At 62.1% G+C, this 24,785-nt stretch carries 29 protein-coding genes, 1 tRNA gene and 1 riboswitch; of the genes, 14 read left to right on the top strand and 16 right to left on the bottom strand.

Annotation, left to right across the window (positions count from 1 at the left end; translation table 11 throughout):
* Window positions 1–77: 77 nt before the first annotated feature.
* Window positions 78–827, top strand: coding sequence for a DNA polymerase III subunit epsilon (gene dnaQ / locus BTW08_RS09780; protein WP_075562337.1), 750 nt, complete (start codon window positions 78–80; stop codon window positions 825–827).
* Window positions 827–1,594: an NAD(+) diphosphatase gene (gene nudC / locus BTW08_RS09775; RefSeq protein ID WP_075562336.1), complete on the top strand. Its 768-nt coding sequence runs from the start codon at window positions 827–829 to the stop codon at window positions 1,592–1,594. Before dnaQ ends, nudC begins: the two co-directional genes overlap by 1 nt.
* 10 nt (window positions 1,595–1,604) lie before the next feature.
* Here nudC and BTW08_RS09770 read toward each other — a convergent pair whose 3' ends face one another.
* Complete coding sequence (locus tag BTW08_RS09770; protein ID WP_075562335.1) at window positions 1,605–1,925, bottom strand: SCP2 sterol-binding domain-containing protein; 321 nt, start codon at window positions 1,923–1,925, stop codon at window positions 1,605–1,607.
* A 188-nt stretch (window positions 1,926–2,113) separates the two neighbouring features.
* Between BTW08_RS09770 and sohB the strand changes: the two genes are divergently transcribed.
* Window positions 2,114–3,166: a protease SohB gene (gene sohB, locus BTW08_RS09765; protein WP_075562334.1), complete on the top strand. Its 1,053-nt coding sequence runs from the start codon at window positions 2,114–2,116 to the stop codon at window positions 3,164–3,166.
* Window positions 3,167–3,185: 19 nt separating this feature from the next.
* On the opposite strand, the gene BTW08_RS09760 is transcribed toward sohB, so the two are convergent.
* Window positions 3,186–3,488, bottom strand: a complete 303-nt coding sequence (locus tag BTW08_RS09760) for a metalloregulator ArsR/SmtB family transcription factor (protein ID WP_075562333.1) — start codon at window positions 3,486–3,488, stop codon at window positions 3,186–3,188.
* A gap of 292 nt (window positions 3,489–3,780) precedes the next feature.
* Between BTW08_RS09760 and BTW08_RS09755 the strand changes: the two genes are divergently transcribed.
* Both BTW08_RS09755 and BTW08_RS09750 read left to right on the top strand, forming a co-directional pair.
* A complete protein-coding gene (locus BTW08_RS09755; protein WP_075562332.1) occupies window positions 3,781–4,461 on the top strand; it encodes a 7-cyano-7-deazaguanine/7-aminomethyl-7-deazaguanine transporter in 681 nt (226 codons plus the stop codon).
* 89 nt (window positions 4,462–4,550) lie between these two features.
* Window positions 4,551–5,336, top strand: a complete 786-nt coding sequence (locus BTW08_RS09750; protein ID WP_139313621.1) for an alpha/beta fold hydrolase — start codon at window positions 4,551–4,553, stop codon at window positions 5,334–5,336.
* A 51-nt stretch (window positions 5,337–5,387) separates the two neighbouring features.
* Here the strand turns inward: BTW08_RS09750 and BTW08_RS09745 are convergent, their stop codons facing one another.
* The 4 genes from BTW08_RS09745 to BTW08_RS09730 all read right to left on the bottom strand — a co-directional run bounded on the left by BTW08_RS09745 (window position 5,388) and on the right by BTW08_RS09730 (window position 9,003).
* Window positions 5,388–6,311, bottom strand: a complete 924-nt coding sequence (locus BTW08_RS09745) for a GIY-YIG nuclease family protein (protein WP_075562330.1) — start codon at window positions 6,309–6,311, stop codon at window positions 5,388–5,390.
* Window positions 6,312–6,331: 20 nt separating this feature from the next.
* Entirely contained in the window at window positions 6,332–7,375 is a 1,044-nt protein-coding gene (locus BTW08_RS09740) for an ABC transporter substrate-binding protein (protein WP_246837691.1), read from the bottom strand.
* A gap of 115 nt (window positions 7,376–7,490) precedes the next feature.
* Window positions 7,491–8,267: an ABC transporter permease gene (locus BTW08_RS09735; protein WP_075562329.1), complete on the bottom strand. Its 777-nt coding sequence runs from the start codon at window positions 8,265–8,267 to the stop codon at window positions 7,491–7,493.
* A complete protein-coding gene (locus BTW08_RS09730) occupies window positions 8,260–9,003 on the bottom strand; it encodes an ABC transporter ATP-binding protein (RefSeq protein WP_075562328.1) in 744 nt (247 codons plus the stop codon). The genes BTW08_RS09735 and BTW08_RS09730 overlap by 8 nt, the downstream gene beginning before the upstream one ends.
* 35 nt (window positions 9,004–9,038) lie before the next feature.
* Window positions 9,039–9,189: riboswitch (TPP riboswitch) on the bottom strand.
* Between the two features lie 69 nt (window positions 9,190–9,258).
* Between BTW08_RS09730 and BTW08_RS09725 the strand changes: the two genes are divergently transcribed.
* Entirely contained in the window at window positions 9,259–10,125 is an 867-nt protein-coding gene (locus BTW08_RS09725) for a hypothetical protein (RefSeq protein WP_075562327.1), read from the top strand.
* A 92-nt stretch (window positions 10,126–10,217) separates the two neighbouring features.
* Complete coding sequence (locus BTW08_RS09720; RefSeq protein WP_075562326.1) at window positions 10,218–11,927, top strand: potassium/proton antiporter; 1,710 nt, start codon at window positions 10,218–10,220, stop codon at window positions 11,925–11,927.
* 71 nt (window positions 11,928–11,998) lie between these two features.
* Here the strand turns inward: BTW08_RS09720 and BTW08_RS09715 are convergent, their stop codons facing one another.
* The 5 genes from BTW08_RS09715 to BTW08_RS09690 form a co-directional block, all read right to left on the bottom strand.
* Window positions 11,999–12,214 carry a hypothetical protein gene (locus tag BTW08_RS09715; protein WP_075562325.1) on the bottom strand — a complete coding sequence of 72 codons (216 nt, stop codon included), beginning with the start codon at window positions 12,212–12,214 and terminating at the stop codon, window positions 11,999–12,001.
* A 154-nt stretch (window positions 12,215–12,368) separates the two neighbouring features.
* Window positions 12,369–12,671, bottom strand: a complete 303-nt coding sequence (locus tag BTW08_RS09710) for a hypothetical protein (RefSeq protein ID WP_075562324.1) — start codon at window positions 12,669–12,671, stop codon at window positions 12,369–12,371.
* 162 nt (window positions 12,672–12,833) lie between these two features.
* Window positions 12,834–13,076: a DUF1654 domain-containing protein gene (locus BTW08_RS09705; protein WP_075562323.1), complete on the bottom strand. Its 243-nt coding sequence runs from the start codon at window positions 13,074–13,076 to the stop codon at window positions 12,834–12,836.
* Between the two features lie 146 nt (window positions 13,077–13,222).
* Window positions 13,223–13,474 carry a hypothetical protein gene (locus BTW08_RS09700; protein ID WP_110691821.1) on the bottom strand — a complete coding sequence of 84 codons (252 nt, stop codon included), beginning with the start codon at window positions 13,472–13,474 and terminating at the stop codon, window positions 13,223–13,225.
* A gap of 1,240 nt (window positions 13,475–14,714) precedes the next feature.
* Window positions 14,715–14,805, bottom strand: a tRNA-Ser gene (locus tag BTW08_RS09690).
* Window positions 14,806–14,969: 164 nt separating this feature from the next.
* Here BTW08_RS09690 and BTW08_RS09685 point away from each other — a divergent pair.
* The 6 genes from BTW08_RS09685 to BTW08_RS09660 all read left to right on the top strand — a co-directional run bounded on the left by BTW08_RS09685 (window position 14,970) and on the right by BTW08_RS09660 (window position 17,770).
* The gene (locus tag BTW08_RS09685) at window positions 14,970–15,641 is read left to right on the top strand and encodes a Bax inhibitor-1/YccA family protein (protein WP_075562320.1); all 672 of its coding nucleotides are present in this window, start codon (window positions 14,970–14,972) and stop codon (window positions 15,639–15,641) included.
* 121 nt (window positions 15,642–15,762) lie between these two features.
* Window positions 15,763–16,155, top strand: coding sequence for a sulfurtransferase complex subunit TusD (tusD, locus tag BTW08_RS09680; protein ID WP_075562422.1), 393 nt, complete (start codon window positions 15,763–15,765; stop codon window positions 16,153–16,155).
* Entirely contained in the window at window positions 16,152–16,538 is a 387-nt protein-coding gene (tusC, locus tag BTW08_RS09675) for a sulfurtransferase complex subunit TusC (protein WP_075562319.1), read from the top strand. The genes tusD and tusC overlap by 4 nt, the downstream gene beginning before the upstream one ends.
* Window positions 16,539–16,554: 16 nt before the next feature.
* Window positions 16,555–16,845, top strand: a complete 291-nt coding sequence (gene tusB / locus BTW08_RS09670) for a sulfurtransferase complex subunit TusB (RefSeq protein WP_083627795.1) — start codon at window positions 16,555–16,557, stop codon at window positions 16,843–16,845.
* Window positions 16,845–17,195 carry a TusE/DsrC/DsvC family sulfur relay protein gene (locus tag BTW08_RS09665; protein ID WP_075562318.1) on the top strand — a complete coding sequence of 117 codons (351 nt, stop codon included), beginning with the start codon at window positions 16,845–16,847 and terminating at the stop codon, window positions 17,193–17,195. Before tusB ends, BTW08_RS09665 begins: the two co-directional genes overlap by 1 nt.
* A 26-nt stretch (window positions 17,196–17,221) precedes the next feature.
* Window positions 17,222–17,770 (top strand): ACP phosphodiesterase, encoded by a 549-nt coding sequence (locus BTW08_RS09660; protein WP_075562317.1) that lies wholly within the window; start codon window positions 17,222–17,224, stop codon window positions 17,768–17,770.
* A gap of 78 nt (window positions 17,771–17,848) precedes the next feature.
* On the opposite strand, the gene glp is transcribed toward BTW08_RS09660, so the two are convergent.
* The 5 genes from glp to BTW08_RS09635 all read right to left on the bottom strand — a co-directional run bounded on the left by glp (window position 17,849) and on the right by BTW08_RS09635 (window position 21,721).
* Window positions 17,849–19,078: a gephyrin-like molybdotransferase Glp gene (gene glp / locus BTW08_RS09655; protein ID WP_075562316.1), complete on the bottom strand. Its 1,230-nt coding sequence runs from the start codon at window positions 19,076–19,078 to the stop codon at window positions 17,849–17,851.
* Complete coding sequence (gene moaB / locus BTW08_RS09650) at window positions 19,071–19,601, bottom strand: molybdenum cofactor biosynthesis protein B (RefSeq protein WP_075562315.1); 531 nt, start codon at window positions 19,599–19,601, stop codon at window positions 19,071–19,073. The genes glp and moaB overlap by 8 nt, the downstream gene beginning before the upstream one ends.
* Window positions 19,598–19,933: a DUF1244 domain-containing protein gene (locus tag BTW08_RS09645; protein ID WP_075562314.1), complete on the bottom strand. Its 336-nt coding sequence runs from the start codon at window positions 19,931–19,933 to the stop codon at window positions 19,598–19,600. Before BTW08_RS09645 ends, moaB begins: the two co-directional genes overlap by 4 nt.
* Window positions 19,934–20,050: 117 nt before the next feature.
* The gene (locus tag BTW08_RS09640; protein ID WP_075562313.1) at window positions 20,051–20,683 is read right to left on the bottom strand and encodes an XRE family transcriptional regulator; all 633 of its coding nucleotides are present in this window, start codon (window positions 20,681–20,683) and stop codon (window positions 20,051–20,053) included.
* A 102-nt stretch (window positions 20,684–20,785) separates the two neighbouring features.
* Window positions 20,786–21,721 (bottom strand): histone deacetylase family protein, encoded by a 936-nt coding sequence (locus BTW08_RS09635; RefSeq protein WP_075562312.1) that lies wholly within the window; start codon window positions 21,719–21,721, stop codon window positions 20,786–20,788.
* Window positions 21,722–21,874: 153 nt separating this feature from the next.
* Between BTW08_RS09635 and BTW08_RS09630 the strand changes: the two genes are divergently transcribed.
* Window positions 21,875–24,667, top strand: a complete 2,793-nt coding sequence (locus tag BTW08_RS09630) for a bifunctional acetate--CoA ligase family protein/GNAT family N-acetyltransferase (protein ID WP_075562311.1) — start codon at window positions 21,875–21,877, stop codon at window positions 24,665–24,667.
* The last annotated feature ends 118 nt before the right edge of the window (window positions 24,668–24,785 follow it).

Below are 24,785 nucleotides of genomic sequence, written 5' to 3'. Positions count from 1 at the left end.
TGGGTTCACCGGCACTAGGTCTACAGGCACTGAGCCTCCGGACATTCAAGCCGCCGGACACAAGCGAGGATAACGGTATGCGTCAAATCGTCATGGACACGGAAACCACCGGTATCGATCCGCGGGAAGGCCATCGCATCATCGAGATCGGCGGCATCGAGCTGGTCAATCGCCGGTTCACCGGACGGACCTATCACCAGTACGTCAACCCGCAACGGGATATCGAAGCGGAAGCCGTCGAGATTCACGGTATTACCAGCGAACGGGTCGCCAACGAGCCCGTCTTCGCGCAGATCGCCGACGACCTGTGGGAGTTCATGCGCGGCGCGCAGCTGGTGATCCACAATGCCCCGTTCGACGTCGGCTTCTTCGATCATGAGTTCAAGTTGCTGAACGCGGCCCGCGGGGAGCCGATGCTGGGGCCGGTGGCCGAGCACTGCAGCATTCTGGACACGTTGAAGATGGCGCGGCAGATGCACCCGGGGCAGCGCAACAGCCTCGACGCGCTGTGCAAGCGCTACGACATCGACAACGGCCAGCGTGTGCTCCACGGCGCGCTGCTGGACTCCGAAATCCTGGCCGAAGTCTATCTCGCCATGACCGGGGGCCAGACCGCGCTGTCGCTGGCCGGCAACGACACCAGCGAGAATCGGGAGTCCGGCGGCGCCAGCGGCAGGCGTCAGGTCGAGCGCAACGGCTCGACGCTGGCCGTGGTCCAGCCGAGCGCAGCCGAGTGGGAAGCGCATCAGCAGCGCCTCGAGCAGATTCGCCAGGCGGCGGGTCAGTGCCACTGGGATGCCTTGGCTCTGCCGGAGACCCCACGCTGATGTTACAACGCGAGATGCCGCCGGCGGATGCCAAGGGCGGCTGGCTGCTGCGCATGAGCGACAACGGCGTGGCGTCGGATGCCGGCAACATGCTGATCCGCTGCGAACGCTGGCCGGAACGGGCGCTGCCGCTGGGTTACTGGCTGGGTGAGCCCGTGGCCGTGGTGGTCGAGGCGGGGCGCGACGATTGGCCGGCGTTCCGCGACTGGCTTGCGCAGGTACCGGCCGCGCAGAGCGAGCTGTTGGCAACGGCACTCCAGGTCACACGCTGGGAGCGGGATCATCGCTTCTGTGGCCGTTGCGGCCACGCCACACGGCGGCTCGTTCACGAGTTCGCGATGCAGTGCGATAATTGCGGTCTACGCGGCTATCCGCGTATCTCGCCATGCATCATCACGCTGGTGACCCACGGCAAGGACATGCTGCTGGCGCGCAGCCCTCGATTCCCGCCTCAGCGCTACTCGACGCTGGCCGGTTTCATCGAGCCGGGCGAGGCGGTGGAGGCTGCGGTCAGGCGAGAAGTGATGGAAGAGGTGGGTGTCGATGTCGGTCGCGTCAGCTTCTTCAAGAGTCAGTCGTGGCCGTTCCCGCACTCGCTGATGATGGGATTCTTCGCCGAAGCCGCCAGTCGACGCATCCGCATCGATGGGGAAGAGATCGTCGATGCGGCCTGGTTTCGCCCGCAGAAGCTGCCGCAGCTTCCGCCGGTCTACTCGATCTCGCGCCAGTTGATCGACACTCACTGCGAATCGGTGGCGGTGCGCTGATCGGGCCGACTCAGGCCTTGGATTTGCCGAACAGCTTGGGTAGCCGGCTGGCAAGGCCGATGTCGCCCTTGACCTTGACCTTGCCCGTCAGCAACGCCTGCATGGTATTGAGTTCTTTCCTCACCAGCGCCAGCAAGGTCTGCGTGTCGCTGATGATGGTGACGCTAGGGTCCGGATGACGGCCGGGTTGGATATCGAGCACGCCGTGATCGATCGACATGTGGTAGTCGTCGACGTCGTCGAGATCGAATTGATAGATGGCCGACACCGACTCGGCAGCCTCGGCGTCGAAGCGCGCGCGGAGCTTGGCAATCAGTTGCTGGTCTTCCATGAGGGTCTCTCCGGTCACAAAACGCTAAGCAAATCATTGCCCATATTTTCATGCAAGTCTCGTGCAAGCGCATGCTGGCCTCAATCAGGCGCCAGACGATCGTCGGGGCGAAAACGAGTTTGGCGTGGACGCGACTCGGATAGAACGAAGGCCTGGAAACGGGTATTTCTCAGTGCAAGGAGCGTGAAGTGATCGAATGGCTGGCCGACTATGGCCTTTTTCTGGCGAAGACCGCCACTCTGGTGATCGCCCTTGGGGTGATCCTGACATTGATCGCCCACGGGCGACGAAAAGGGCAGAGCGGCGGTGGGGCGACGTTGAAGGTCGTCGAGCTCGATGAGCGCTTTCAGCGTCGGCGCCGACAGCTGCGTCTGGCGGCTGAGCCCAAGGCGAGCCGGCGCCAGCTCGCCAAGCGGCTCAAGAAATCCGGCAAGCAGGCTGACAAGCAGTCCGCCAAGGAACGCGCGGATGCCAATACCGAGCGAGTCTGGGTGCTGGATTTCAATGGTGACCTCAAGGCGTCCGGCACACCCGCGCTGGCCGAGCTGGTATCGCTGCTGCTCGAGGAGATTCGGTCAGGCGACGAGGTCGTGCTGCGGCTGCAGTCGGGCGGCGGGCTGGTCCACAGTTACGGATTGGCGGCGGCCCAGCTGGATCGTCTTCGCGACGCCGGGGCCCGACTGACGGTATGCGTCGACAAGGTCGCGGCCAGCGGCGGCTACATGATGGCATGCTGCGCCAATCAGCTGATCGCGGCGCCCTTTGCCGTGATCGGGTCGATTGGGGTCGTGGCCCAGATACCCAACGTCCATCGTCTGCTCAAGAAGCACGATGTCGACGTGGAACTGCTGACAGCCGGGCGCTACAAGCGCACGCTGACCGTACTGGGCGAGAACAGCGAAGAAGGGCGAGCCAAGTTTCTCGAGGATCTGGCCTCGACTCATGACCTGTTCAAGCATTACGTCGGGGAGCGACGCCCCGGGCTGGATGTCGAGTCCGCCGCGACCGGCGAGATCTGGTATGGCAGCCAGGCGCTGGCCGCCGGCCTGGTCGATGCCGTGGGCACCAGCGACGCCTATCTGCTGGAGAAGCAGCGCCAGCGAGCTCGGGTATTGAAGGTATCGCTGGAGACCCGCACCGGCCTGATCGGCAGGCTGGGCAAAGGCGTGGACAGCCGTCTGGAAAAAGGCGTCGACGGCGTGCTCCAGCGCGTCGACGATCTGCGCTGGCAGCGCCGCTAGTATCGCTTCGCTATGGGTGTCAGCCGATGTCCAGCTCGCCGAGCGTCTGAATCAGGCGCTCGGCAGCATTGCCCTGGAGTGAATAGTAGATCACCTGCGAGCTGCGACGTGTCGATACCAGACGCTCCTGGCGTAGCACCGCCAGATGCTGTGACAGCGCTGATTGACTCAGCGTCATCTCCTGGTTGATCTGGGTAACCGAACGCTCGCCACGCATCAACAGGCACAAGATGCGCAACCGGCTTTCGTTGGCGATAGCCTTGAGCGTGGCCGTGGCAGGGCCGATCTGGTGATCGCCGAGCGGGGTAACTGTGGTCGTCATAAAAAATTCCGCATTCGCGTTGGCGGGTTGCCAACACTGAACCGGCGGTTCAGTCTCGCGTCATATTAGCTTAATGTAACTTATTGTTACAATAGTTTTTTAACCCGTGACAATCGGTAGTTTTTCTGGCCGTTGATCTTCCCAATCTCTATAATATGCGCCCGCTATTCGCGGGGGACGCCATCACGGCGTCACAACCACGTCATCCAGAGGGTTCCCTTACCCCTCGGCCACGCTCCGGTAGACACACGCTTCATGGGTCAGAAGCGCCGGCAAACGAAAAAGGTTCTCCATGTTGACACTCGACAGTCGCCAACTCCGGCTCGCCCTGTTCTGGCTGGTCAGTTTTCACGTGCTGGTGATCACCGCCAGTAACTATCTGGTTCAGCTACCCTTTACGCTCTGGGGTTTACATACCACCTGGGGTGCTTTCAGTTTCCCCTTCATCTTTCTGGCCACCGATCTGACGGTCAGGCTATTCGGCAAGTCATCGGCGCGGCGCATCATCGCCAGCGTGATGTTGCCAGCGTTGCTGGTTTCCTATGGCGTATCGGTGCTGTTCCAGCAGGGCCGCTTCCAGGGCTTCGAGGCGTTGGCGCAGTGGAATCTGTTTGTCGGCCGGATTGCGCTGGCCAGTTTCATGGCCTATGTGCTTGGTCAGCTGCTCGACATTCACGTCTTCGATCGGATGCGCCGTCTTCGCGCCTGGTGGGTCGCGCCGACGTTCTCCACCATCCTGGGGAATCTGGCGGATACCTTCGCCTTCTTTGCGATCGCTTTCTGGCAGGGCCCGGATCCCTTCATGCGGCAGCACTGGGTCGAAATCGCCTGGTTCGACTACGCCGTCAAACTAACGATCAGCCTGGTTTTCTTCCTGCCGTTATATGGCGTGCTGCTGGCCTATCTGGGGCGGCGTCTGCTGACGCAGCGCGACCAGTTGAATCTGCCGGGCATATCACGCCAGCGGAGTTGAGGGTGTCGTGACACGACGGATCGGCGTTGCGGCGCAGGCTTTGTTATTCTGCTCCAACGGTGTTAGGCAGATTATCAGGAGAGACGACGTTGCAACTTCATTGTATCGATACCGGTGAGCCGGAGAACGCCCGGACCGCGCTTCCGCTAGTCGTGCTGCACGGCCTGTTCGGCAGCGCCGACAACTGGCGTTCCCATATCAAACAGTGGCAGAGCGAGCGTCGCGTGATCGCGGTCGATCTACGCAATCATGGTCGCTCGCCGCATGTCGACGGCATGCGCTATGCGTCGATGGCGGCCGATGTGATCGCGCTGCTGGATACGCTCGAGATCGACAGGATCGACCTGTTGGGCCATTCGATGGGCGGCAAGGTCGCGATGACGCTGGCACGCCTGCATCCGGCGCGGGTGGCTCACCTGGTCGTCGCCGATATCGCCCCGGTGGTCTATGCCCATGGTCACGACGACATTTTCACCGCCATGCGTCGGGTCGAGGCGGCCGAGCCGGCCTCCCGGCGCGATGCCGGCAGGCTGATGGAAGAGGCGATAGCCAGTGCGCCCACGCGGCAGTTTCTGGCCACCAATCTGGTGAGCGACGACGACGGCGTGATGCGCTGGCGCGTAGGGCTCGACGAAATCAGTGCCGGCTACGAAGATATCGTCGCCGCCCCCGATGGGGACGCACCCTTCGAAGGGCCGACACTGTTGATCCGTGGTGGCGCGTCGCCCTACGTGCGAGACGATTATCGCGACGCGGTCGAGGCGGTTCTGCCCGGCGCAGAGTGGCAGACGCTGGACGGCGCCGGCCACTGGTTGCACGCCGAACAGCCGGAAGCCTTTCGCGAAGCGGTGAATCGCTTCATCGACGCGCCGTAGCTCGTCATATCAGTCGATCACGCGTCGTATCACTCGATCTCGCATCGGGTATCAGTCGATCTCGCCATCGATCGGGATGGCCTCGATCGCCGGGCTCGGCGCGGCAATGAAGCGATTGAGAATGCGGTAGGTATCGATGTCGAAGCCGCGAGTATCGGGCAGCACGTCGAGCTCCTCGAGCCGGGCGACACTGCCTTGATAGTGCCAGTGATCGACGATATGCAGCCCGGCCTCGCCATAGCGATTGGTTTCACGGAAGGCGACCCGGCCGGGCCAGGGCCAGTTCTCGATGCGCAGCCGCTCCATGGCGTCACGCGCTCGCGAGGCGTGGTCGTCAAGGGTCTCCCCACCGCAGCAGGCGCCACGGCAGCGCCCGATCTGATAGCCGAAGCAGCGCCCGCTGCCCGCTTCGAGCCCCAGCACCCGCAGGCAGAGCGATTCCTCGGTGGCGATGTCGCGTAATGTCATCTGCGCATCGCGGCGATTGCGGAACAGGCCGTAGAACTGAGTTCGTGCCGTCACCACCCACTGGCCGTCGGTCAGCGCCGGCCGGGCATCGCCCTCGGGCCAGTTCCAGCTCACCATGCGGACGCGTTTGCGCAACTGGCGGTTGTAGAGCGGCACCCAGCGTTTGATCAAGTCGGCCTCGAGCAGTTGCGCGCCGAGATCGCCGCTGGTCCGAAGCCAGGCGATACGTTGGGTCTGGTCGATCATCTGGGCATGCCGCCGGCTGGCCGGCTGCTGGACATGACTGCGGATGCGGCTGCGGATATCGACACTCTTGCCGACATAGAGCGGTAAATCGTTGAGACCGAAAAAGACGTAGACACCCGGCCGGGCGGGAAGCGCGGCCAGGTCGTCGAGCGAGACGCTGGGCAGCGTCTCGACCGGATCCTGCTGCGGGTCGTAGCGCCAGGCTTCGGGGCGCGACGGTTCGGGGCGCGAGGAATCGCCGTCGGTTGAATTCGAACTCATGTCATCCACCGGAATGCGTGTCACTGGGAGGCGTTGAGATCCACCGCGAGACGAGAAACCGGACTCTGCGCCTTGATCTGCCCTCGCTCGAGCAGGAAGGCTTCGAAGTCGCGATAGCGTTTGGTATCGAGCGCCGAGGGACGCAGCGCGAAGCGCGGCAGGGTGGCTTTCCACGCCGCGGCGTTCAGCGGCGTATCCAGCGACGGATCATAGCCGATGAAGCTCTGCCAGGCGTCGTCAGGATGGTTGATGATCCAGGAGGTCGCCTCGCCGATAGCATCCATGAAGCGTCGATCGGCGTCGCGATGCTGATCGAGCGTGTCGCGATTGGCGACGAAGATCAGCTCGTCGTAGTCGGGGATCCCCTGCTCCTCGATATAGAACGCCTTGCCTTCGACGCCTTCCTGTTTCATCTGCGCCAGCTCGAAATTGCGGAACGCGCCGGTCACTGCATCCACTTTCTCGCTGATCAGGGCAGGTGTCAGCGAGAAGTTGACGTTGACCATCTCGACATCCTTCAGGCTCAGGCCGTTGTGCTCGAGCATCGCCGCAAGCAGCACTTCCTCGACGCCGCCCACCGAGTAGCCGATCTTCTTGCCCGCAAGCTGGGAGATATCGTCGATTCCGCTGTCCGCGCGCACCAGCAGCGCGTTCAACGGCGTCGCGATCAGCGTACCGACCCGGACGACGGGTAGCCCCTGGTCGACCTGCAGATGCAGCTGAGGTTGATAGCTGACCGCAAGGTCGATACGTCCGGCTGCGACCAGCTTGGGCGGAACGCTGGGGTCGGCGGGAGACTGGATATCGACGTCCAGCCCGCGTTTCTCGAACAGTCCGCGCTGCTTGGCAATGATGATCGGGGCGTGGACCGGATTGACGTACCAGTCGAGCATCACGCTCAAAGGGATCATCTGCGGTGGCGCCAGGTCGTCGTCATTGTCCTGCGCCAGTGCCGGCGAGGCTGATGCCAGCCCAAACAATGCCAGGCCGACCAGAGTCAGACCGAACAGTCCCAGGTTCATGGCCAGCCTGCGGTACCAAGGCGTCGAGCGTGAAGTCATCATTCCGGATTCCCTCGTTGGGTCGAATGGATGGTCTTAGGTGTTCGTCTTGGGTGATGCGTTCAGGCGAAGGCCTGAAGGCAAGGCACTGTCGTCTGCGCCAGATGTCATATCGGCTTCAGTCATCGGTCGTTATCCGGTCCTGCTGCCACGGCATCGCCAGTCTCAATGCGGCATCGACGCCGAAGTAGAGCAGCACGGCGAACGCGACCAGCACGACCAGGGCGGCAAACATCAGATCGATCTGCAGCCGGGCATTGGCGTTCAGCATCAGGTAGCCAAGCCCCTGACTCGAGCCCACCCATTCGCCGATCACGGCGCCGATCGGCGCGGCGCTGGCTGCCATTCGCAGTCCGGAGGCCAGCGACGGCAATGCGGCCGGCAGCTGAACCTTCAACAGCCGCTGACGCCGGCTCAACCCGAACGTCCGGGCCAGATCCAGCCACCCCTGGGGCGTCTGGCGCAGGCCATCGTAGCCGGTCGAGGCCACCGGAAAGTAGATGATGACCATGGCCATCAGGATCTTGGGGCCGATGCCATAGCCGAGCCACAGCATCAGGATCGGCGCCAGCGCGAACAGCGGAATGGCCTGACTGATCAGCAGTAGTGGCAGCAGCGTTCGGCGTAGCGCCCGGAATCGAGCCAGTGCCAATGCGGTGGCCAGCCCCAGCAGGATGCCGCCGATCAGTCCGGCCACGATCTCGATGGCGGTGATGCCGGCGTGATGGGCCAGCAGTCCGCGCTGCTCGATCAGGGCGCGGCCGACGGCCATCGGCGAGGGCAGAATATAGCGGGGCACGCCGGTCAGCGTCAGAATGAGCTGCCACACCGCGACGAGCACGACGAGCGCCAGCAGCGGGCGCATCCAGCGATCCCAGCCGCGACGGTCAGTCATGATCGGACTCCCGCAGCTGGGTTACCAGTTCGGCCTGACGACGCTGCAGTTCGCTGTCGTCGAGCGGGCGAGGGCGAGAGCCTTCGGGCACCCCAATCGATACCAGCCGAGCCGGCTCTCCCTTGAGGATCAGAATCCGATCGGCCAACCGCAACGCTTCCAGCGGATCGTGAGTGACCATGATCACGGTGCGATTGGCCAGCAGCCGACTGGCGAGTTCGTGAAGTTCCAGCCGCGTGATGGCATCCACCGCAGAGAAGGGCTCGTCCATCAGCACCACGCTGGCGTTCTCGAACAGGGTGCGGGCGAGGGCGACGCGTTGACGTTGCCCGCCGGAGAGTTCGTCGGGCCACTGCTCGGCCTTGTCGGCAAGACCGACCTGTTCCAACAGCTGCCCGGCGCGCTGGCGATCAGCGGAGGTAGGACGCCCTCGCCAATGGGCGCTGAGCATCACGTTGCCTGCCACGCGCTGCCAGGGCACGAGCAGATCCTGTTGCGCCATCCAGGCCAGCCGACCCGTCAGCGGCGAACCGTCGCTGGTTTCGAGATCGATGTGATGGTTGTCAGGCAGTTTCAGGCTGGCGATCATGCGCAGTAACGAGCTCTTGCCGCTGCCGCTACGGCCGAGCAGGCAGGTCCAGCTGCTTGCATCGAAGCAGGCCTGAAGGTCGTGAAACAGCGGGCGATCACCGAAGGTCAGCGAAGCCTGCCGGACGAGGAGTCCGGGTGGTGGCATGACAACTCCCGTTGAGGGGAACCGGAAGAAGACATGCGAGAACTGCTGGCATTTCCTCCGCCGGTACTAGCCGGTTCAGGTTCCAGGGTTGTGCATGGCTGTTTACAATCGCGTTCTCGATGGCTCGATCGCGCCTGCAGCCAATTTCACTCTCAGCCCGCGTGACGGGCACCCCTATCCAGTGCCCCGAATTGTACGCCGACCAGCGCCGCCTGCCCACCGGCGATGGCAGCGCTCCTGCAAGGATGATGTTCATTGACGGCATTCGACGACTCGCCCCACGCCTCCCCCGAACTGACGCGACGGGTATCGGTATTGACCGGCAAGTCACTGACGCCGCTGGCGCTTCGCTGGCCGGACAGCGCCAACTGGCTGTGGCGCAGTGAGGAGCTGTCGCCACAACTTTTCAAGCTGGCGAGAAGGTCGCCGACGACCGACCCGTTCTGGCGAGGTCTTCAGCGGCTGTTCGGGTTTGACCGCTGGCAGTCTGCGGAAGCCTTGACCCAACTACCGGGCATGCTGCCGCCGCGACTCCCGCTGGCTCCGCTGCCGATGACCTATCTGGGGCGATTGCAGGGCGCACCGCTCTGGAGCCTGCCCTGGCGGCGGGCCGAACCGCCGCCAATGGGCGTGGCGCTGGCGCAGCATCTGGGCCATCAGCTGGGAATCCTGCATCATGAGGGGCTGCCGGGGTTCGGCCATCCCGCGGGCGACGTGTCGCCGCTATCGCGTTGGCCGGAACGGGCCGGGCGCTTCCTCGAACATCATCCCCAGCGTGACTGGGTGGGTGAGGCGCCGATCTTTCCGGTGCCCACGCGGGCCGTCTGGTCGCTGCCCGACCTGCGTAGCGATCAGTTCCTGGCGGGGGCGACGGACTGGCTCTGGAGTGACTGGGAAGCCCTGGTGTGGGCGCCGCTGGAATTCGATCTGTGTCTGCTCGAACTGATTCTCGCCACCGCGGGCCAGCGTGACGCGTTCGTCACCGCGTATCGCCGCTATCAGCCCCTGCCCGCGCTCGGCGCGTATCGTGCCGGTATGCGGGCGTTGGCGCTGGCGTTATCGCTGCATGGCGAAGACGGAAAAAACTGGGTATACGCTCACCCTCAATGGCTAAAAGATTAAATTCACAGCACTTTTCAGCGCCGCAAGCTTTCGCGGACGTGGCATACTGTGGCTTGAATCTTGCCCTTTCAACCTGACCAACGGGCTCAGTCTTGGACTCGATCAATAGCCTTTTTCTCGTCTGCGGGGCACTGATAGCCCTCAGCATCCTGGCCAGTCGCGTTTCGTCGCGAATCGGCGTACCGCTGCTCGTCATCTTTCTGGGTCTCGGCATGCTCGCCGGGGAGGAGGGTGTGCTCGGCCTGCAGTTCGACGATTATTCCCAGGCGTTTCTGATCGGCCATCTCGCGTTGGCGATGATCCTGCTCGATGGCGGCCTTCGCACACGGTTCAGGACGTTTCGCGTGGGCCTCAAGCCCGCGCTCTCGCTGGCGACCATCGGTGTCTTCCTGACCAGCGGCATTGTCGGCCTGCTGGCGATGTGGTTACTCGATCTGAGCCTGGTCGAAGGTTTGCTGGTGGGCGCGATCGTCGGCTCGACCGATGCCGCGGCGGTGTTCTCGATGCTCAAGGGTCAGGGCGTCAATCTCAACGAGCGGGTAGGGGCGACGCTCGAGATCGAGTCCGGCACCAACGATCCGATGGCGATCTTCCTGACCATCACGCTGGCCGAGCTGTTGACGGGAGCCGTCGGTGGGGTCTGGGATACGCTGATGCACTTCATTCTCCAGTTCGGCCTGGGTCTCGCGGTCGGACTGGGTGGGGGCTGGGTGTCGGCCAAACTGCTGCGCTGGCTGGACCTGGCGCCGGGTCTCTATTCTCTGTTGGCCCTGGCCCTGGGATTCTGCATTTTCGGCGCGACCAGTGCCGCCGGTGGCAGCGGGTTCCTGGCCATCTACCTGACGGGCCTGATGATCGGCAACCAGCCGGGCCGCCATCTCAACCATATTCTGCCGGTGCATGACGGGCTGGCGTGGCTCAGCCAGATCGGTCTGTTCCTGGTGCTGGGGTTGCTGGTGACGCCGTCCGAGATGATCGACTACGCCATCCCCAGCGCGATTCTGGCAGTGGCGTTGATCGTGCTGGCGCGTCCCGTCGCGGTGATGGTCTCGCTGCTGCCGTTCTTCAATTTTCGTTGGCGCGAACTCTTTTTCATCTCCTGGGTCGGGCTTCGCGGCGCGGTACCCATCGTGCTGGCGATCTTCCCCGTCATCAGCGGTGTCGAAAACGCCTCGCTCTATTTCAACGTGGCGTTCTTCGTCGTGTTGATTTCGCTTCTGCTTCAGGGGTCGACGCTGGCACGCGTCGCGGTCTGGATGCGCGTCGTGCTGCCGGAGAGCACCACACCGGATCGGCGAGGGCAGTTGGGCGTATTGCCCGAAAACGACTACGAGATGTTCATCTACAAGGTCGAGAACGAATCGCTCGATGACGTGCCGATTCGCCTATTGCGTCTACCGTCAGGCACGTTGATCTCCGCGATTTTCCGCCAGCACGCGATGCTGCACCCCAAGGGGAGTACTCGCCTTCGTCTGCGCGACGTCATCTGTCTGATCGGGCGAACCGGTGATCTGCCCTCCCTCAACCGCCTGTTCAATGGCGAAGCCAAACTCAAGCGAGAGCGTGCTTTCTTCGGCACGTTCACGCTGGATGGCGAGGCACTGATGCAGGAAGTGGCCAACGCCTACGGCTTGACCTTGAGCCCTGGCGAGCAGGAGATGACGCTTGGGGAGTTCGTGGCGCTTCGCGTCGGAGGCCATCCCGTGGTCGGGGATGACGTCGATTGGCACGGATTTCACTGGGTCGTCAACGAAATGGAAGGCAATCGCGTGACCCGGGTCGGCTTGCGTCTCTACCACTGAGCCGAGAGTGAAGACAGCGAAGAGGTGCTGGGCTCAATTTAGCGGCAGCCCAGGAAAAGGCCCGAGGCGTACTACTCGACTTCAGCCTCGTCGGTGGGGTTGTCCAGTCGCTTGCCGGTCTCGCGGGATGTCATCCGGTTCATGCTGTCGGCACGTTTCTGAGCCTGGGAGACATCGGCAAAATGTCCGAGGCTGCCACCGGTATCGCCATCATAGACCTCGTAGCAAACCTCGGCCGGATTACCCGGTTTGTGAGTCTTTCTGATCTCGACAAACGGTTCTGACATGATGGAATCCTCCTGAAAAGGGGTCGGCTATCAGGTTAGCCGAGTGGCCCGTGTTGTACAGCGGCGCGGCGGTTGTCGCCAAGGCGATGATTCGCCGACGGTACTGTCACTTAATGTCACTTGATGAACAGCTCCATGAATGACGCATGACCGCTCAATCTGGATCCAGATCCCACTGCAAACCGAATTGAAGGCCGTTGATGGCCTCGTCGATGAGGCCGTTGTTGCGGCCGCCATTGCTATCGTCCGCTTGCTCTCTCGCCACCTGCGTCTGAGGATCCGGCCACCCACGCCTGGCCATGCATAGCTGATACTCGGGTTCACCGCTGATCTGATGTGTCTGACGCTCGCAGGTATTACTGTCCTGCAGGAAATTCGTGGCCGTCAGCCGCGGCTTAGCCGACACACAGCCTGCCAGAAGAAGGGGAGCGATGAGAAAAATTAACGCGCGGTACATTGGCTACATCACTGAAGACTAGGTTCAGGGTAGCACCGTTCATGCCCGCATCCGCATCGTCAATCAAAAAAAGCCTAGATCCACCCGCCATTTACGATATCCGACAAGACCGGTGCGTGAAAAAAATGCCTTGTGGCCGCACGAGTGACCCCACGGATGGCTTCACGAAGCGAGGCCCGAAGTAGACGAGCACCAGTTGAGCAGGATGTCGTGACGAGTGATGTGTATGACATGAATTCTGTCGCTGTCATCGAACTGCTCGACGAGCCGTTCCCATACATTCACGGGCTCGCCTTCGCCTCGACTGATCGTCACCTGATGGCGACGATTGGCGTGCGCCACCGAGATAAGCTTTTCCACACGGCGTCTGAGTCTGGCTTCAGGCGTTGGAAAGGAAATGACCATCGAAGGCTCCGCAATGACTGTTTATCCATACAGTATCTAGCAGAATAGACCCGAAAACAATCTCGATGCCGAAATGATGCCGGCACGGCGCGACGGCTGGCCCAGCTTGCCGCCGTCAGGCTCGAAAGCGGCATCGCTCGAGAGAATTACTGTGGATGACTCTCCATGTAAGACTCGAGCGCAGACATGGTGGTCTGCATATCGTCACAGAAAGACTGGGACGGCTCGAAGTCAGCGCCGCTAGCCAGCTTCTTCATCTCTTCATCGTGATTGGAAACCTGACCATTCTCCCGCAGGCCCCGCGCCATGCTGGTCAGATCCTGCTGGGTCTGCTGCGGATTGTCGCTGCTGGAAATGTAGTCATCGATCTGTTGCGTCTGCTCGCTGACATGCTTCATCAGGCTATCCGAGGTGCATTCGAGATCGTCTGCGAGCGCCTGAGTCGAAGCGAATACAGCGCCGATCACAGCGGCATAAGCAATATTTCTTATGTAATTCAATGGAGTATCCATTTTTAAAGCGTTGGCTATCCACTATGACAGCTTTGGCTTCTGGAGCCTAGGCCGTGAAGGAGCCCCAGCGATAGAAGCAATAGCCACACCGACTTTGAGATCTACGTCGCTCGGCGATAACTACCAATATGCGGGAGTCGCATCGATTGAGCAGCGTGAAGACCAATAATCCGACGCGAAAAAAAGCTACCCGCCGGAAAAGCTTGGCTGGTCTTGATTGGCTTGTGGCGCTATAGAAAATGCATTGGGCTGCCCACGGCAGAGGCGCTGCCTCGGCTACAATGGAAAGTTGTAGGCGATGCTGACCCACATGGCGGAACGGGCTCGAGCGTCGAGCTCTTTATATTTTCGGCTCAGGTAACGCAGGAGCGCTCGAGTCGGGTGTGGCGATGAAGTCCTCCCAGATTCGATGTGTACGTTCCTTCGTCAAATCGACGTAGCAGCGCCTTGCGGCTGAATCCCTCAGGCTACCTGTGCCATAGGAGTCGTAAACGTGCCTGCAATAGGTGCTGACGTACTCTTTCCAAGCAGCGCTCTCCTCAGAAAGATCTATTTTTTTGACTCCGTCGGGAAACTGCTCATGGCCTTGATCGAGTGACGCCTGAGCTACCTTCAGATAACGATGTAGTTCTTCGTCGACCTCTTTCGCGACACTTGTCAGGCATTCGTTCATATCGGCCGTTGAGGTTCCACTGGTGCATGGCCATCCATCATTATCTGCTTGGGCGACGGAGCAAGACATCAACGACAACAGCAGACAGCTCGTCGAGAAGCAAAGCGGGAAGTGAGTAGGGCGAGTCATTGTAGTTTTCCTTGAACGGGATTCGCTTAGATTGATATAGAGTGCCGGGCTCGGAAAGCGCTATTTCGCCACCCGTGCTGCCTGACCGAAGTACGGCTTGTCTTCGACGACGGGCTCAAAGTCTCGGTTGCGAAGCTCGGTCGCGACGATGCTCTATATTACTGAAATGCAGGATTTCTCAGTCTGAGCCAGCTTGCAAGCCGCGAGAGATACTGGCGAATACGCGTGGGTCGAGGATCGGGAGGAAGAAGAGGGCGGTTTGACAGGCTCAGAAAGGAAAAAGCCCCGCAGCACAGATGCTTACGAGGCTTCCCAGATGTAGCGTGGCGGCGGGACAGGGATTCGAACCCTGGGTAGGCTATTAACCTACGCCGGTTTTCAAGACCGGTGCATTCAACCGCTCTGCCATCCCTCCGGCTTACGGCGTGGAATACTACCAGCTGATCCGAATACGTCAACAGGTTCTTTAGCTTTCAACAACTTATTTCGCCTCGAGCCGGTCGTATAACGCTTGTCAGGGGAACTTTGCAAGGGCATTGTGGTCCATGGGTGAGTTTCAACAGAACTGAGGGGACTACAATGGATTTTCGAACGTCGCACGACATCACAGATCGTCGATCGAGCGCGGTCAGCACCAATAAGGTGTTGCGTAACACCTACATGTTGCTGGCCATGACGCTGCTATTCTCTGCCGTGACCGCCGGCGCCGCCATGGCAATGGGCGTCACGCAGCTCAACATTTTCGTATTCTTCATCGGGGCTTACGGCCTGATGTTCCTGGTTCACAAGACTGCTAACTCCGGCGCGGGCATCGCAGCGATATTTGCCTTCACCGGGTTCATGGGTTTCACGTTGGGGCCGATCATCGACCTCTATCTGTCGATTCCCAACGGCGCACAGCTGGTGATGACGGCGCTGGGCATGACGGCCGCGACGTTCCTGGGCCTGTCTGCCGTTGCGCTGATCACGCGCAAGGACTTCAGCTTCCTGGGCAACTTTATGATGGCAGGCGCCATCGTGCTGGTACTGGCCATGGTCGCGGCAATGGTCTTCAACATCCCCGGCCTGGCTCTGGCGGTATCAGCCGGTTTCGTGTTGTTCTCGTCAGCGGCGATCCTGTACCAGACCAGCGAGATCGTGAACCGTGCGGGTGAGACGAACTACATTCTGGCGACCGTCACGCTCTACGTGTCGATCTACAATCTGTTCCTCAGCCTGCTGTCGATTCTCGGCGTCATGTCTCGCGACTAGCGATCATGGTGTGACATAGGCTGTCTCGGGGCCCCACTACGGTGGGGCCCCGTCGTTTGATACCATGTCATCGGTTCGACCTTCTATGACCGATCGGATGAACGGGAGCCGCGGTGTCATGCTGAATTACGCGTTGCTGGTCCATGGCGCGCCCTATAGCCACCAGGCGGCGCTGTCGGCGTTGCGTTTTGCGGATACCGTCGTCACGAGCGGGCACCGGCTGGCAAGCGTGTTTTTCTACCACGACGGTGTGCACAATGCCTCGGCATTGATGTCGCCGCCGCAGGACGAAGTCCATCTGGCCGAGGGCTGGCAGCGGCTGCACCAGAATTATGGTACCCAGCTGCTGGTCTGCATTGCAGCTGGTCTGCGGCGTGGCCTGTTGAGTGCCGACGAAGCCAGCCGTCATGGTCTGGCCGCGCACAATGTCGAAGCGCCGTTCGAACTGACCGGCATTGGCCAACTGGTCGATGCCATGCTCAACAACGATCGACTGATCACGTTTGCCCCATGACGAGTGTTCACGTTTCCGACATCGAGCCGCAGGACGTATTGATCGTGCTGCGTCATCCGCCCCACGGCAGCCATTGGCTACGCGAAGGGATCGACGTGGCGCTGGTCGCTGCGGCGTTCGGCCAGCGTGTGGGTCTGCTGTTTCAGGGCGATGGCGTCTATGCGCTGCTGGAAGGTCAGCAGAGCGGCGCGCTGGGCCAGAAGGGTACCCATCCACAGCTGGCGATGCTGGAGATGTACGATATCGATTCGTTATGGGTCAGCGCAGCGGCGCTCTCGGAACGCGGCCTGTCGGTAGACGAGTTGATGTTGCCGGTGAAGCCCCTGGGCGCCGAAGCGGTGGCCGAACTGATGCAGGTCCAACCCCATACACTGATTTTCTGAGTCCGGAACGCATCCCATGCTGCTGCATCTGCTTAACCGATCTCCGCAGTCGACGGCCGTCTATCGAGACCTGGGCGAGGCTTTCGGCGTGAATGATCAGCTACTCTTGATCGAAGATGCCTGCTACGCAGCGCTGCCCGCTGCCAGCGGCGTGCTCGCGGCATTCGGGGGGCGGATTTCGGTACTCGAGGAAGATCTGGTATCTCGCGGCCTGGCGGGGCGAGTGAGCCCGGACATTACCGTGGTGGATATGAAAGGGTTCCTGGCCTTGACGGAAACCCATGAACGCTGTGTGAGCTGGTTCTGATGGCAAAGACGACGGCAAGAACCTTGATGGTGGAAGGCCAGCCCATCGCGCTGGACCCGGAGGGCTATCTGGTATCGCTCGACGACTGGTCGGAGCGCGTTGCCGAAGCATTGGCGGCGGAAGACGGTCGAGAGCTGACTTCCGAGCATTGGGAAGTGATCGAGGTGTTGCGTGACTTCTACCAACGCTTCGAGGCGGCACCAGCCATGCGCCCGCTGGTCAAGGCGGTGAAGCAGTCGCTGGGCGCGGAGAAGGGCAGCTCGATCTATCTGATGAAACTCTTTCCCGAAAGCCCGGCCAAGGTCGGCGCTCGGTTGGCCGGTCTGCCCAAGCCGACCAACTGTCTCTAGTTCGTGATCTTCCTGGAATTCCGACGATGAATTTTCTCGCTCACGCCTGGCTCTCCCGCCACGGCAGCGATGACTTTCTCTACGGCAATCTGATTGCCGATGGTGTCAAAGGGGCGCATCTCGAATCCTGGCCGACGGCAGTGGCTGCCGGCATCCGCCACCACCGCCGGGTCGATGCCGGCATCGATCATCACGCCGAAGTTCTGCAGTTGTTGCAGATGGCGCCGAAAGCGCAGCGGCGTTATACCGGTATCGCGCTGGATCTGGTATGGGATCATTTTCTGGCTAGCCGCCACCCGGATGCAGCGCTGGTCGAACGCTGCTATCGGGTACTGGGCGAGCGCGAAGCGCCTGCGCGTCTGGCAGGGATGGTGCCGGCGATGATCGAGGGTGATTGGTTGCAGCGCTACGCGGACTTCGACTTCACCTGCCGCGCCATCGCCGGTATCGGCCAGCGCTTGCGTGGCCCCAATCAGCTCGCGGCGCTGACGCCCTGGTTGCGTGACGAGTACGCCAATCTCGAAGCCGCCTTCGTCACGCTATGGCCGGAGATGCAGCACCGCTTCAGCGAATGACGCGATGCCGACGCCGCCTGCAGTCCGCAGGGATCGTCATCTGGCTTTCATTATCCACGCTTCGTCATCCAGGCTCCGTCACCGGAGCCACAGACAGTCGACGCGGTCGCCGGGGCGGATATGGCTGTCGGCCGGAATCACCGCGAACGCATTGGTCGCGGCGCAGGAAGTCAGTACCGCCGAGCTCTGTTCGGGATAGACGCTTGCGACGATACGCTCGCCGTGGAATTCGAGATTGGCGCGCATGTAATGGCGCCGCCCCTGGGTAAGGGCTTCGAACTGCGCTTCAGCGCTAACCACCGGAAGCGACTCCCTGTCACGACAACCCTGGAGCCGCCCAAGCAGCGGCCGGAGATAAAGCCAGGCGCCGACGTAACTCGATACCGGATTGCCGGGCAGGCCCACCAGCCGCGCGTTGCCGATCGTTCCCAGCGCCAGCGGCTTGCCCGGGCGCATTGCCAGACGCCACAGCGAGAGTTCGCCGAGCTGCTCGAGCGCCGGCTTGACGTGATCCTCCTCGCCGACACTGACCCCGCCCGTGGTCACGATGACATCGGCCTGGGCCGAGGCTTCCCGCAGTCGCGCCAGCGTGGTGTCGAAATCGTCCGCCACCTTGACCTGGCTGACCAGGTCACCGCCGAAGTGGCGGATCAGCGTGGCCAGCATCGGGCCATTGCTGTTGTAGATCTGGCCGCGAGCCAGCGCCTGCCCGGGTTCGATAATCTCGTCTCCGGTCAGCAGCAGTGCCACTTTCGGGCGTCGAACTACGTTCACCGTCGACAACCCTTGCCCCGCCAGCAATCCCAACGCCGCGGCGCCGAGGCGAGTGCCTGCCGCAAGAAGCGGGGTACCGGCGCTGACGTCGAGCCCTCGTAGACGCACGTTCTGGCCGGGCTGGGTAGCCGGAATCATCGCCATGTCCCCGTCCAGCTCGACGTTTTCCTGAATCGCCACGCAGTCCGCGCCGGGCGGAATTTCGCTACCCGTGAAAATGCGGGCGCAGGTGCCGGGGGCGAGCGGCTGTGCGGGGTGGCCGGCAGGAATGCGTTGGGAGATCGGCAGACGCCGGCCGCTATCTTCGCTGGCCAGCGCGTAGCCATCCATGGCGCTGTTGTCGGCCGGCGGCACGTCGATGGTGGCCAGCACGTCTTCCGCCAGCACGCGATCATCGGCATCGACACAGTTGATGATTTCGCCTTCGAGACGCTCGACACCATGGAGCAGCGCTTCCAGCGCCTGCTCGACGCTCTGGAGTCCATCCGTGGGGCCTTTGGCGCTCGATTGTCCGGTCGTGGATCGCTCAGCCATGAAGTTGCGTGCCTCGCTCGGGGATGACCAGGTTGGCGAAGTTGCACGGCCGGTGACGGCTATCCAGCTGCTCTTCGAGGATACGCTCCCAGCCGGTGCGGCAGGCGCCGGTCGAACCCGGCAGGCAGAAGATCACGGTGGCGTTGGCAAGCCCGCCCAGACAGCGGCTCTGAACGGTGGAGCTGCCGATCTCCTCGAACGAGAGCTGGCGAAAGAGTTCGCCAAATCCCTCGATGTGCTTGTCGAGCAACGGCGCAACCGCTTCCGGGGTGGAGTCGCGGCCGGTGAAACCGGTGCCGCCGGTGGTCAGCACCACCTGCACGCCAGCATCGGCGATCCAGGCCGCCACCACCGCGCGGATCTGGTAGATGTCGTCCGGCACGATGCGCTTCTCGACCAGACTATGGCCAGCGCCTTCCAGGCGTTCGACGAGTGTCTGGCCGGAACGGTCACTGCTTTCGTCACGCGTGTCCGAGATCGTCAGCACCGCGATCGACAGCGGGATCATGGCCGATTCGCTCATGATTCCCCCTTGCCGTCTTCAGTTGCCGCCTTGCGCGCTTGACGGGCTTCCAGCGCGGCGAGCTGCTCGTCGCTGGCCGGCGCCTGATAGTGCGCCTTCCATTCGGAGTAGGGCATGCCGTAGACATACTCGCGCGCCGTTTCGTAATCCAGTTCGGTTCCGCGCTTCTCGGCCGCAGTGACCAGCCATTTGGAGAGACAGTTGCGACAGAAATCGGCCAGGATCATCAGGTCGATGTTCTGGACGTCCTTGTTGTCATCCAGATGGCGAAGCAGGCGCCGGAAGGCGGCGGCTTCGAGTTCGGTACGGGTCTGTTCATCGAGGTGATGCATAACGGGCTCCTGTCGTCTCGGAGGTGAAAGGTTCGATACCCGCGTCGATGCCGAGCGTTCGAGGCAATCGCGTGATATGGGAATAGTCGACGAATCGTGAGAATAGCCGATGAATCGCTACTCGCCGTCGCCGGGAGTGCAGACCGAGAGCACCACGGCATCGGCATCGCTGGTGGAGACCAGGGCATGGCCCATGTCGCTGTCGAAATAGAGCGAATCTCCGGCGGTCATCGCCAGCGGCTCGTAGAATTCGGAATAGATCAGAATCTCTCCCTCGAGAATCATCAGAAATTCCTCGCCATCATGGCGAACCCACTCCTGAAACTCCTCGAAACGACGCGCGCGCACGATCGTCTTGAACGGGATCATCCGCTTCTGCGCCAGCTGATACGACAGCAGCTCGTGTTCATAGGTCGGCGTGGGATGCTGCTTGCCATCGCCGCGGGGCGTGAGATCGCGACGTCCGCTAGATTGACGCTTGGGCTTGGTGGGCTTGAGCAGTTGGGGCAGATCGATGCCCAACCCGGCAATCAGTTTCTGAACGGCGGTGAACGTCGGCGAAATCTGATTGTTCTCGATCTTGGACAGCGTCGAACGCGCCAGGCCGGTACGGGTGCTGACATCGCCGAGCGTCCACTGATTCGAAAGCCGTATCTCCTTGAGCCGCTCACCCAGACGCAGGGGTTCGACGAAGGCTTTGCGACCGGCGGCGATACGCAGCGCGGCATCCTGATCGTTACTGGCGGCCATGAAACTCTCTGTCAGGAGCGTGAAAAGTCGTTGACGGCATGAGGGCGAAGAATATCACAGCCAGTCGCTCGGGCTCTGCGCCGAAACCGACCTGACGGCGTGTCAGGGCGAATACGGTTGCCCCAGCAGCGCGGTCAGGTGAGCTTCGACGCTCACAGGCAAGGTCTTCAAGTGATAACCGCCTTCCAGCACCGAGACCAGCCTGCCGCCGGCATGTCGACGCGCGATATCCATGGCCAGTGTGGTGACCCAGTAGAAATCCTCGTGATCGAGAGTCAATTGCCCCAGTGGATCGTCACGATGGGCATCGAAGCCGCTGGAGAGCAGCACCAGCTGAGGGCGATGTCGTTCCAGCGCCGGTAGCCATTCGCGTTCGACCGCGTTTTTGAAACCGAGGCTGCCGGTGCCGGCCGCCAACGGCGTATTGACGATGTTGGGCCAGTCTCCCGTCAGATAGCGCCAGGGGTAGAAGGCTTCCTGATAGCTGCTGCAGATCAGGATCGCCGGATCGTCGTGAAAAATGTCCAGCGTGCCGTTGCCCTGATGGACATCGAAATCGAGGATGGCGATACGCTCGATACCGTGGACGGCACGAGCGTGGGCCGCCGCCACCGCGACATTGTTGTAGAAGCAGAAACCCATCGCCAGCGACCGTTCGGCGTGATGGCCGGGGGGGCGCACGGCACAGAAGACATTGTCGGCGCGATTGCCGCAGACCAGATCGACGCCTCGTACGGCAGCGCCGGCGCCCAGCGCCGCGGCGTCCAGCGAATGCGGGCCCATCCGCGTGTCGCTATCGAGCTGATGGAGGCCGCTTTGCGGTCGCTGTGCGTCCAGCGCACTGAGGTAGTCTGGCGCATGTACGCGTTCCAGCTGGAGCCGCGTTGCCGGGCCGGGCTCGGACTGCATGGTCTGCTGGAGCAGGCCGCTCAGCATCAGCCTGGCGCGGATGGCCTCGAGACGCATTGGCGACTCCGGATGATGAGAGCCCATGTCATGCAGCGCGATATCGGGATGCGTGAGATACGAAGTGATCATTGAGACTCGCCGGCCGGTTCGAGGTGGCTTCATTCTGAGCCAGAGCAGCGGCTGCGTCACACCGTCACGTGTCGACTTTGGTCTATGAGCTGAACCTCAACGGTCTGACCGTGTAGGGTTGAAACCCTCATAGCCGATGTCGAGAGGTCCACCGTGGCCACGCAGTTCTTGCGCCGATTCTTTGCTCCCCGCTCGCTGGTAGTGGTCGGAGCCTCCCCCAAACCCGAATCCATCGGGGGGATGGTGCTGCAGAATTTGCTCCAGGCGGGTTTTCCCGGCCCGCTGTGGGTGGTCAACCCGCGGGGCTACAAGGAGGTGCATGGCGTGACCTGCTTTCGACGCATCGCCGATCTCCCCGAGACGCCGGATCTGGCCGTGGTCTGTTCACCGCTGGAAAGCGTGCCCGAGGTGCTGGAGCGATTGGGTGACAGGCAGGTCCGCGCGGCGCTGATCGTCTCGGGCGGGGTGTCGCTCGACCCCGATTCGAAAGCCGGCGCGGCACTGCGTCGACGCTTGCAGAGAGCGACGCTGCGTTCCGGCATGCGCGTACTCGGCCCTGAATGTCTGGGTGTCGCCGTTCCGTCCGTGAAGCTCAATGCGACCTATGCCAGTCAGCCGATCAGCGATGGCACCGTCGCCTATCTGGGTCAGTCGGGCATGCTGGGCAATGCGATGATCGATTGGGCCGCCGGGCGTGAAGTCGGCTTTTCACACCTGGTGACGCTGGGCGACAGCCTCGACGTTCAACTGCCGGATGTCATCGACTATCTCAATCAATCCGGACGTTGCCGAGCCCTGCTGCTGCATCTGGAAGACGTCCGCAACGCGCGCCACTTCATGACGGCACTGCGCGAGTCCTCACGCAACCGGCTGGTGCTGGCGATCAAGAGCGGGCGCACTGCCGAGGCAACACTGAATCCGGTCCCGGCGACGGCCGGGATCGACCGACGTGACGCGATCGTCGATACGGCACTGGCCCGGGCGGGCGTGGTGCGGGTCGCGGATTCCGACGAGCTGTTCGACGCGTTGGAGACGCTATCGCGATTCAAGCCCCCCAAAGGTGATCGTCTGGCGATCGTCTCCAACGGCGTGGGCCCGGCGCTGCTGGCGATCGACAAGCTGATCGACGGCGGCGGTCTGCTGGCCGAGCTCAGCGAGACATCCGCCCAGGCGTTGGTTGCCCAGAAGCTGGATGTCAGCCGGCCCGGGCGCAATCCGGTCGATCTGGGGGGCAGGGCCACCCCGGATCACTATCTGCGCGCGCTGGAGATCGTGACCCGCGATCCCGGCGTCGACGCGGTGTTGGTGCTGCATGCACCGACACGTCTGGCACCGTCGCTGGCAACGGCCAACGCGCTGGTCGAGGCCCGCCAGCGTTTCCGCCATCGCCTGCTGGTGAGCTGGATGGGGCTGAAGGAGGCGCTCGATGCCCGCGCGGCCTGCAACCGAGCCGGCATTCCCAGCTACGTGTCGCCGGAAAAGGCCGTGAGAGCGTTCCTCCATCTGGTGCGCTACCGGCAGGTCCAGCGACTGCTGCAGGAAACGCCGCCGTCGTTACCGTTCGACTCCGATGCCGAAGTGCGCCGGCGCTGCCACGCACTCGTCGACGACGCCCTGGTGCGCCAGCGGGATCGGCTGACGCATCAGGAGACCGGCGAGATTCTGAGCGCCTACGGTATCGAGTGCGCGCCCAGCGAATACGTATTCGATCTAGAACAGGCGGAGCGCGCCACCGAGCGGCTGCCAGGACCCTGGGCGGTCAAGATCGTCCATCGAGACAACTGCGAGCCGTTTCGCGACGGCGGGGAGTCGCGCCGGCCGGCAACCTCGCTGATTCAGGATCTGGAGCAGCCGGGTCGCGTGGTGGACGCCGTGGTGCGGCTGGAGTCGCAGATCAGCGAAATGCTGCCGGACAGCCCGATCTACAGCTACTGCCTGCAGACCATGCAGCGCGGCAAGGGCTCGCTCCAGCTCTGCGCCGGGATCACCCGGGATGCGGAGTTCGGCCCGGTCATCGTCTTCGGCAGCGGGGGCTACAAGATCGACGTCATGGCCGATCGACAGACGGCGCTGCCGCCGCTCAATCTGCGTCTGGCGCAGGAGTTGATCGATCGCACCCGGGCCGGCCGACTGATTCGTGAACACAGTCACGACCCGCAGGACGCCGTGGCCTGGGTTTCGCGGTTACTGGTCAAGTTATCTCAGATGGCGTCGGATCTGCCACGACTCAAAGGCCTGGAGATCAATCCGCTGCTGCTCAATCAGGAAGGGTTGATGGCGGTGGATTTCGCGCTCGACCTGGGGGAACCGTCGACGCAGGCGATCATGCCGTATCCGGAACAGCTGCGGGAGACGGTAGTGCTGAAAGGGATGGAAGTCGACATCCGCCCGATCCGGGGTGAAGACGCGCCGTTGATCACCCATTTCCACACTTTTCTTTCCGAACAGAGCATCCGCTACCGCTATTTCCACCACAAGGCGGTGCTGTCGACCCGGGATCTGGCCCAGCTGAGCCAGATCAATTACGACCGCCAGATGGCGTTCATCGCGGTGCGGCGTCGTGAAGCGGTCGACCAAACAGAGGCCCCGAGTACCAAGGCGGACGACAATGCGCCAGCCGGCGAGGAGATGCTTGGCGTCGTGCGGGTCTGGAACGATCCCGACAACATACGCACCGAGTTCTCGATCATTGTCAGGGACGATCTTCATGGCGTTGGCCTGGGGCGCCGCCTGATGCAGAAGATGATCGACTACAGCCGACAGGTGGGGACCCTGGCGATGGTGGGGACGATTCTGAGCGACAACCTGCCGATGCGGCGTCTGCTGGCCGGACTGGGATTCGAGCTGCGCACCAATGTCGAGGAGGGCGTGCTCGAAGCCACGCTGCGGCTGAACGATCCCCAGAGCGAATGGCAGCGTCACCGTCTGGAGACGGCGCTGGATTGAACGTGAACGAGGGAGAAGAAGGGGTGATGGAAGTTGAACGCCCATTCAATTATAGGATATTGTCGTTTGAAGGGTTATCGATAAAACCGTATGATGCGAAACCTAATAACACTAACAG

The organism is Salinicola sp. MH3R3-1 (assembly GCF_001937155.1).
Lineage (GTDB): Bacteria > Pseudomonadota > Gammaproteobacteria > Pseudomonadales > Halomonadaceae > Salinicola > Salinicola halophyticus.
This window is presented reverse-complemented; position numbering and strand designations above follow the sequence as displayed.

Excerpts from the sequence above, each read along its gene's own strand:
- dnaQ (WP_075562337.1), top strand. The coding sequence starts at position 78 with ATGCGTCAAATCGTCATGGACACGGAAACCACCGGTATCGATCCGCGG.
- nudC (WP_075562336.1), top strand. The coding sequence starts at position 827 with ATGTTACAACGCGAGATGCCGCCGGCGGATGCCAAGGGCGGCTGGCTG.
- BTW08_RS09770 (WP_075562335.1), bottom strand. The coding sequence starts at position 1,925 with ATGGAAGACCAGCAACTGATTGCCAAGCTCCGCGCGCGCTTCGACGCC.
- BTW08_RS09760 (WP_075562333.1), bottom strand. The coding sequence starts at position 3,488 with ATGACGACCACAGTTACCCCGCTCGGCGATCACCAGATCGGCCCTGCC.
- BTW08_RS09755 (WP_075562332.1), top strand. The coding sequence starts at position 3,781 with ATGTTGACACTCGACAGTCGCCAACTCCGGCTCGCCCTGTTCTGGCTG.
- BTW08_RS09745 (WP_075562330.1), bottom strand. The coding sequence starts at position 6,311 with ATGAGTTCGAATTCAACCGACGGCGATTCCTCGCGCCCCGAACCGTCG.
- BTW08_RS09740 (WP_246837691.1), bottom strand. The coding sequence starts at position 7,375 with ATGATGACTTCACGCTCGACGCCTTGGTACCGCAGGCTGGCCATGAAC.
- BTW08_RS09735 (WP_075562329.1), bottom strand. The coding sequence starts at position 8,267 with ATGACTGACCGTCGCGGCTGGGATCGCTGGATGCGCCCGCTGCTGGCG.
- BTW08_RS09730 (WP_075562328.1), bottom strand. The coding sequence starts at position 9,003 with ATGCCACCACCCGGACTCCTCGTCCGGCAGGCTTCGCTGACCTTCGGT.
- BTW08_RS09715 (WP_075562325.1), bottom strand. The coding sequence starts at position 12,214 with ATGTCAGAACCGTTTGTCGAGATCAGAAAGACTCACAAACCGGGTAAT.
- BTW08_RS09710 (WP_075562324.1), bottom strand. The coding sequence starts at position 12,671 with ATGTACCGCGCGTTAATTTTTCTCATCGCTCCCCTTCTTCTGGCAGGC.
- BTW08_RS09705 (WP_075562323.1), bottom strand. The coding sequence starts at position 13,076 with ATGGTCATTTCCTTTCCAACGCCTGAAGCCAGACTCAGACGCCGTGTG.
- BTW08_RS09700 (WP_110691821.1), bottom strand. The coding sequence starts at position 13,474 with ATGAAGCATGTCAGCGAGCAGACGCAACAGATCGATGACTACATTTCC.
- BTW08_RS09685 (WP_075562320.1), top strand. The coding sequence starts at position 14,970 with ATGGATTTTCGAACGTCGCACGACATCACAGATCGTCGATCGAGCGCG.
- tusC (WP_075562319.1), top strand. The coding sequence starts at position 16,152 with ATGACGAGTGTTCACGTTTCCGACATCGAGCCGCAGGACGTATTGATC.
- tusB (WP_083627795.1), top strand. The coding sequence starts at position 16,555 with ATGCTGCTGCATCTGCTTAACCGATCTCCGCAGTCGACGGCCGTCTAT.
- BTW08_RS09665 (WP_075562318.1), top strand. The coding sequence starts at position 16,845 with ATGGCAAAGACGACGGCAAGAACCTTGATGGTGGAAGGCCAGCCCATC.
- BTW08_RS09660 (WP_075562317.1), top strand. The coding sequence starts at position 17,222 with ATGAATTTTCTCGCTCACGCCTGGCTCTCCCGCCACGGCAGCGATGAC.
- glp (WP_075562316.1), bottom strand. The coding sequence starts at position 19,078 with ATGGCTGAGCGATCCACGACCGGACAATCGAGCGCCAAAGGCCCCACG.
- moaB (WP_075562315.1), bottom strand. The coding sequence starts at position 19,601 with ATGAGCGAATCGGCCATGATCCCGCTGTCGATCGCGGTGCTGACGATC.
- BTW08_RS09645 (WP_075562314.1), bottom strand. The coding sequence starts at position 19,933 with ATGCATCACCTCGATGAACAGACCCGTACCGAACTCGAAGCCGCCGCC.
- BTW08_RS09640 (WP_075562313.1), bottom strand. The coding sequence starts at position 20,683 with ATGGCCGCCAGTAACGATCAGGATGCCGCGCTGCGTATCGCCGCCGGT.
- BTW08_RS09635 (WP_075562312.1), bottom strand. The coding sequence starts at position 21,721 with ATGATCACTTCGTATCTCACGCATCCCGATATCGCGCTGCATGACATG.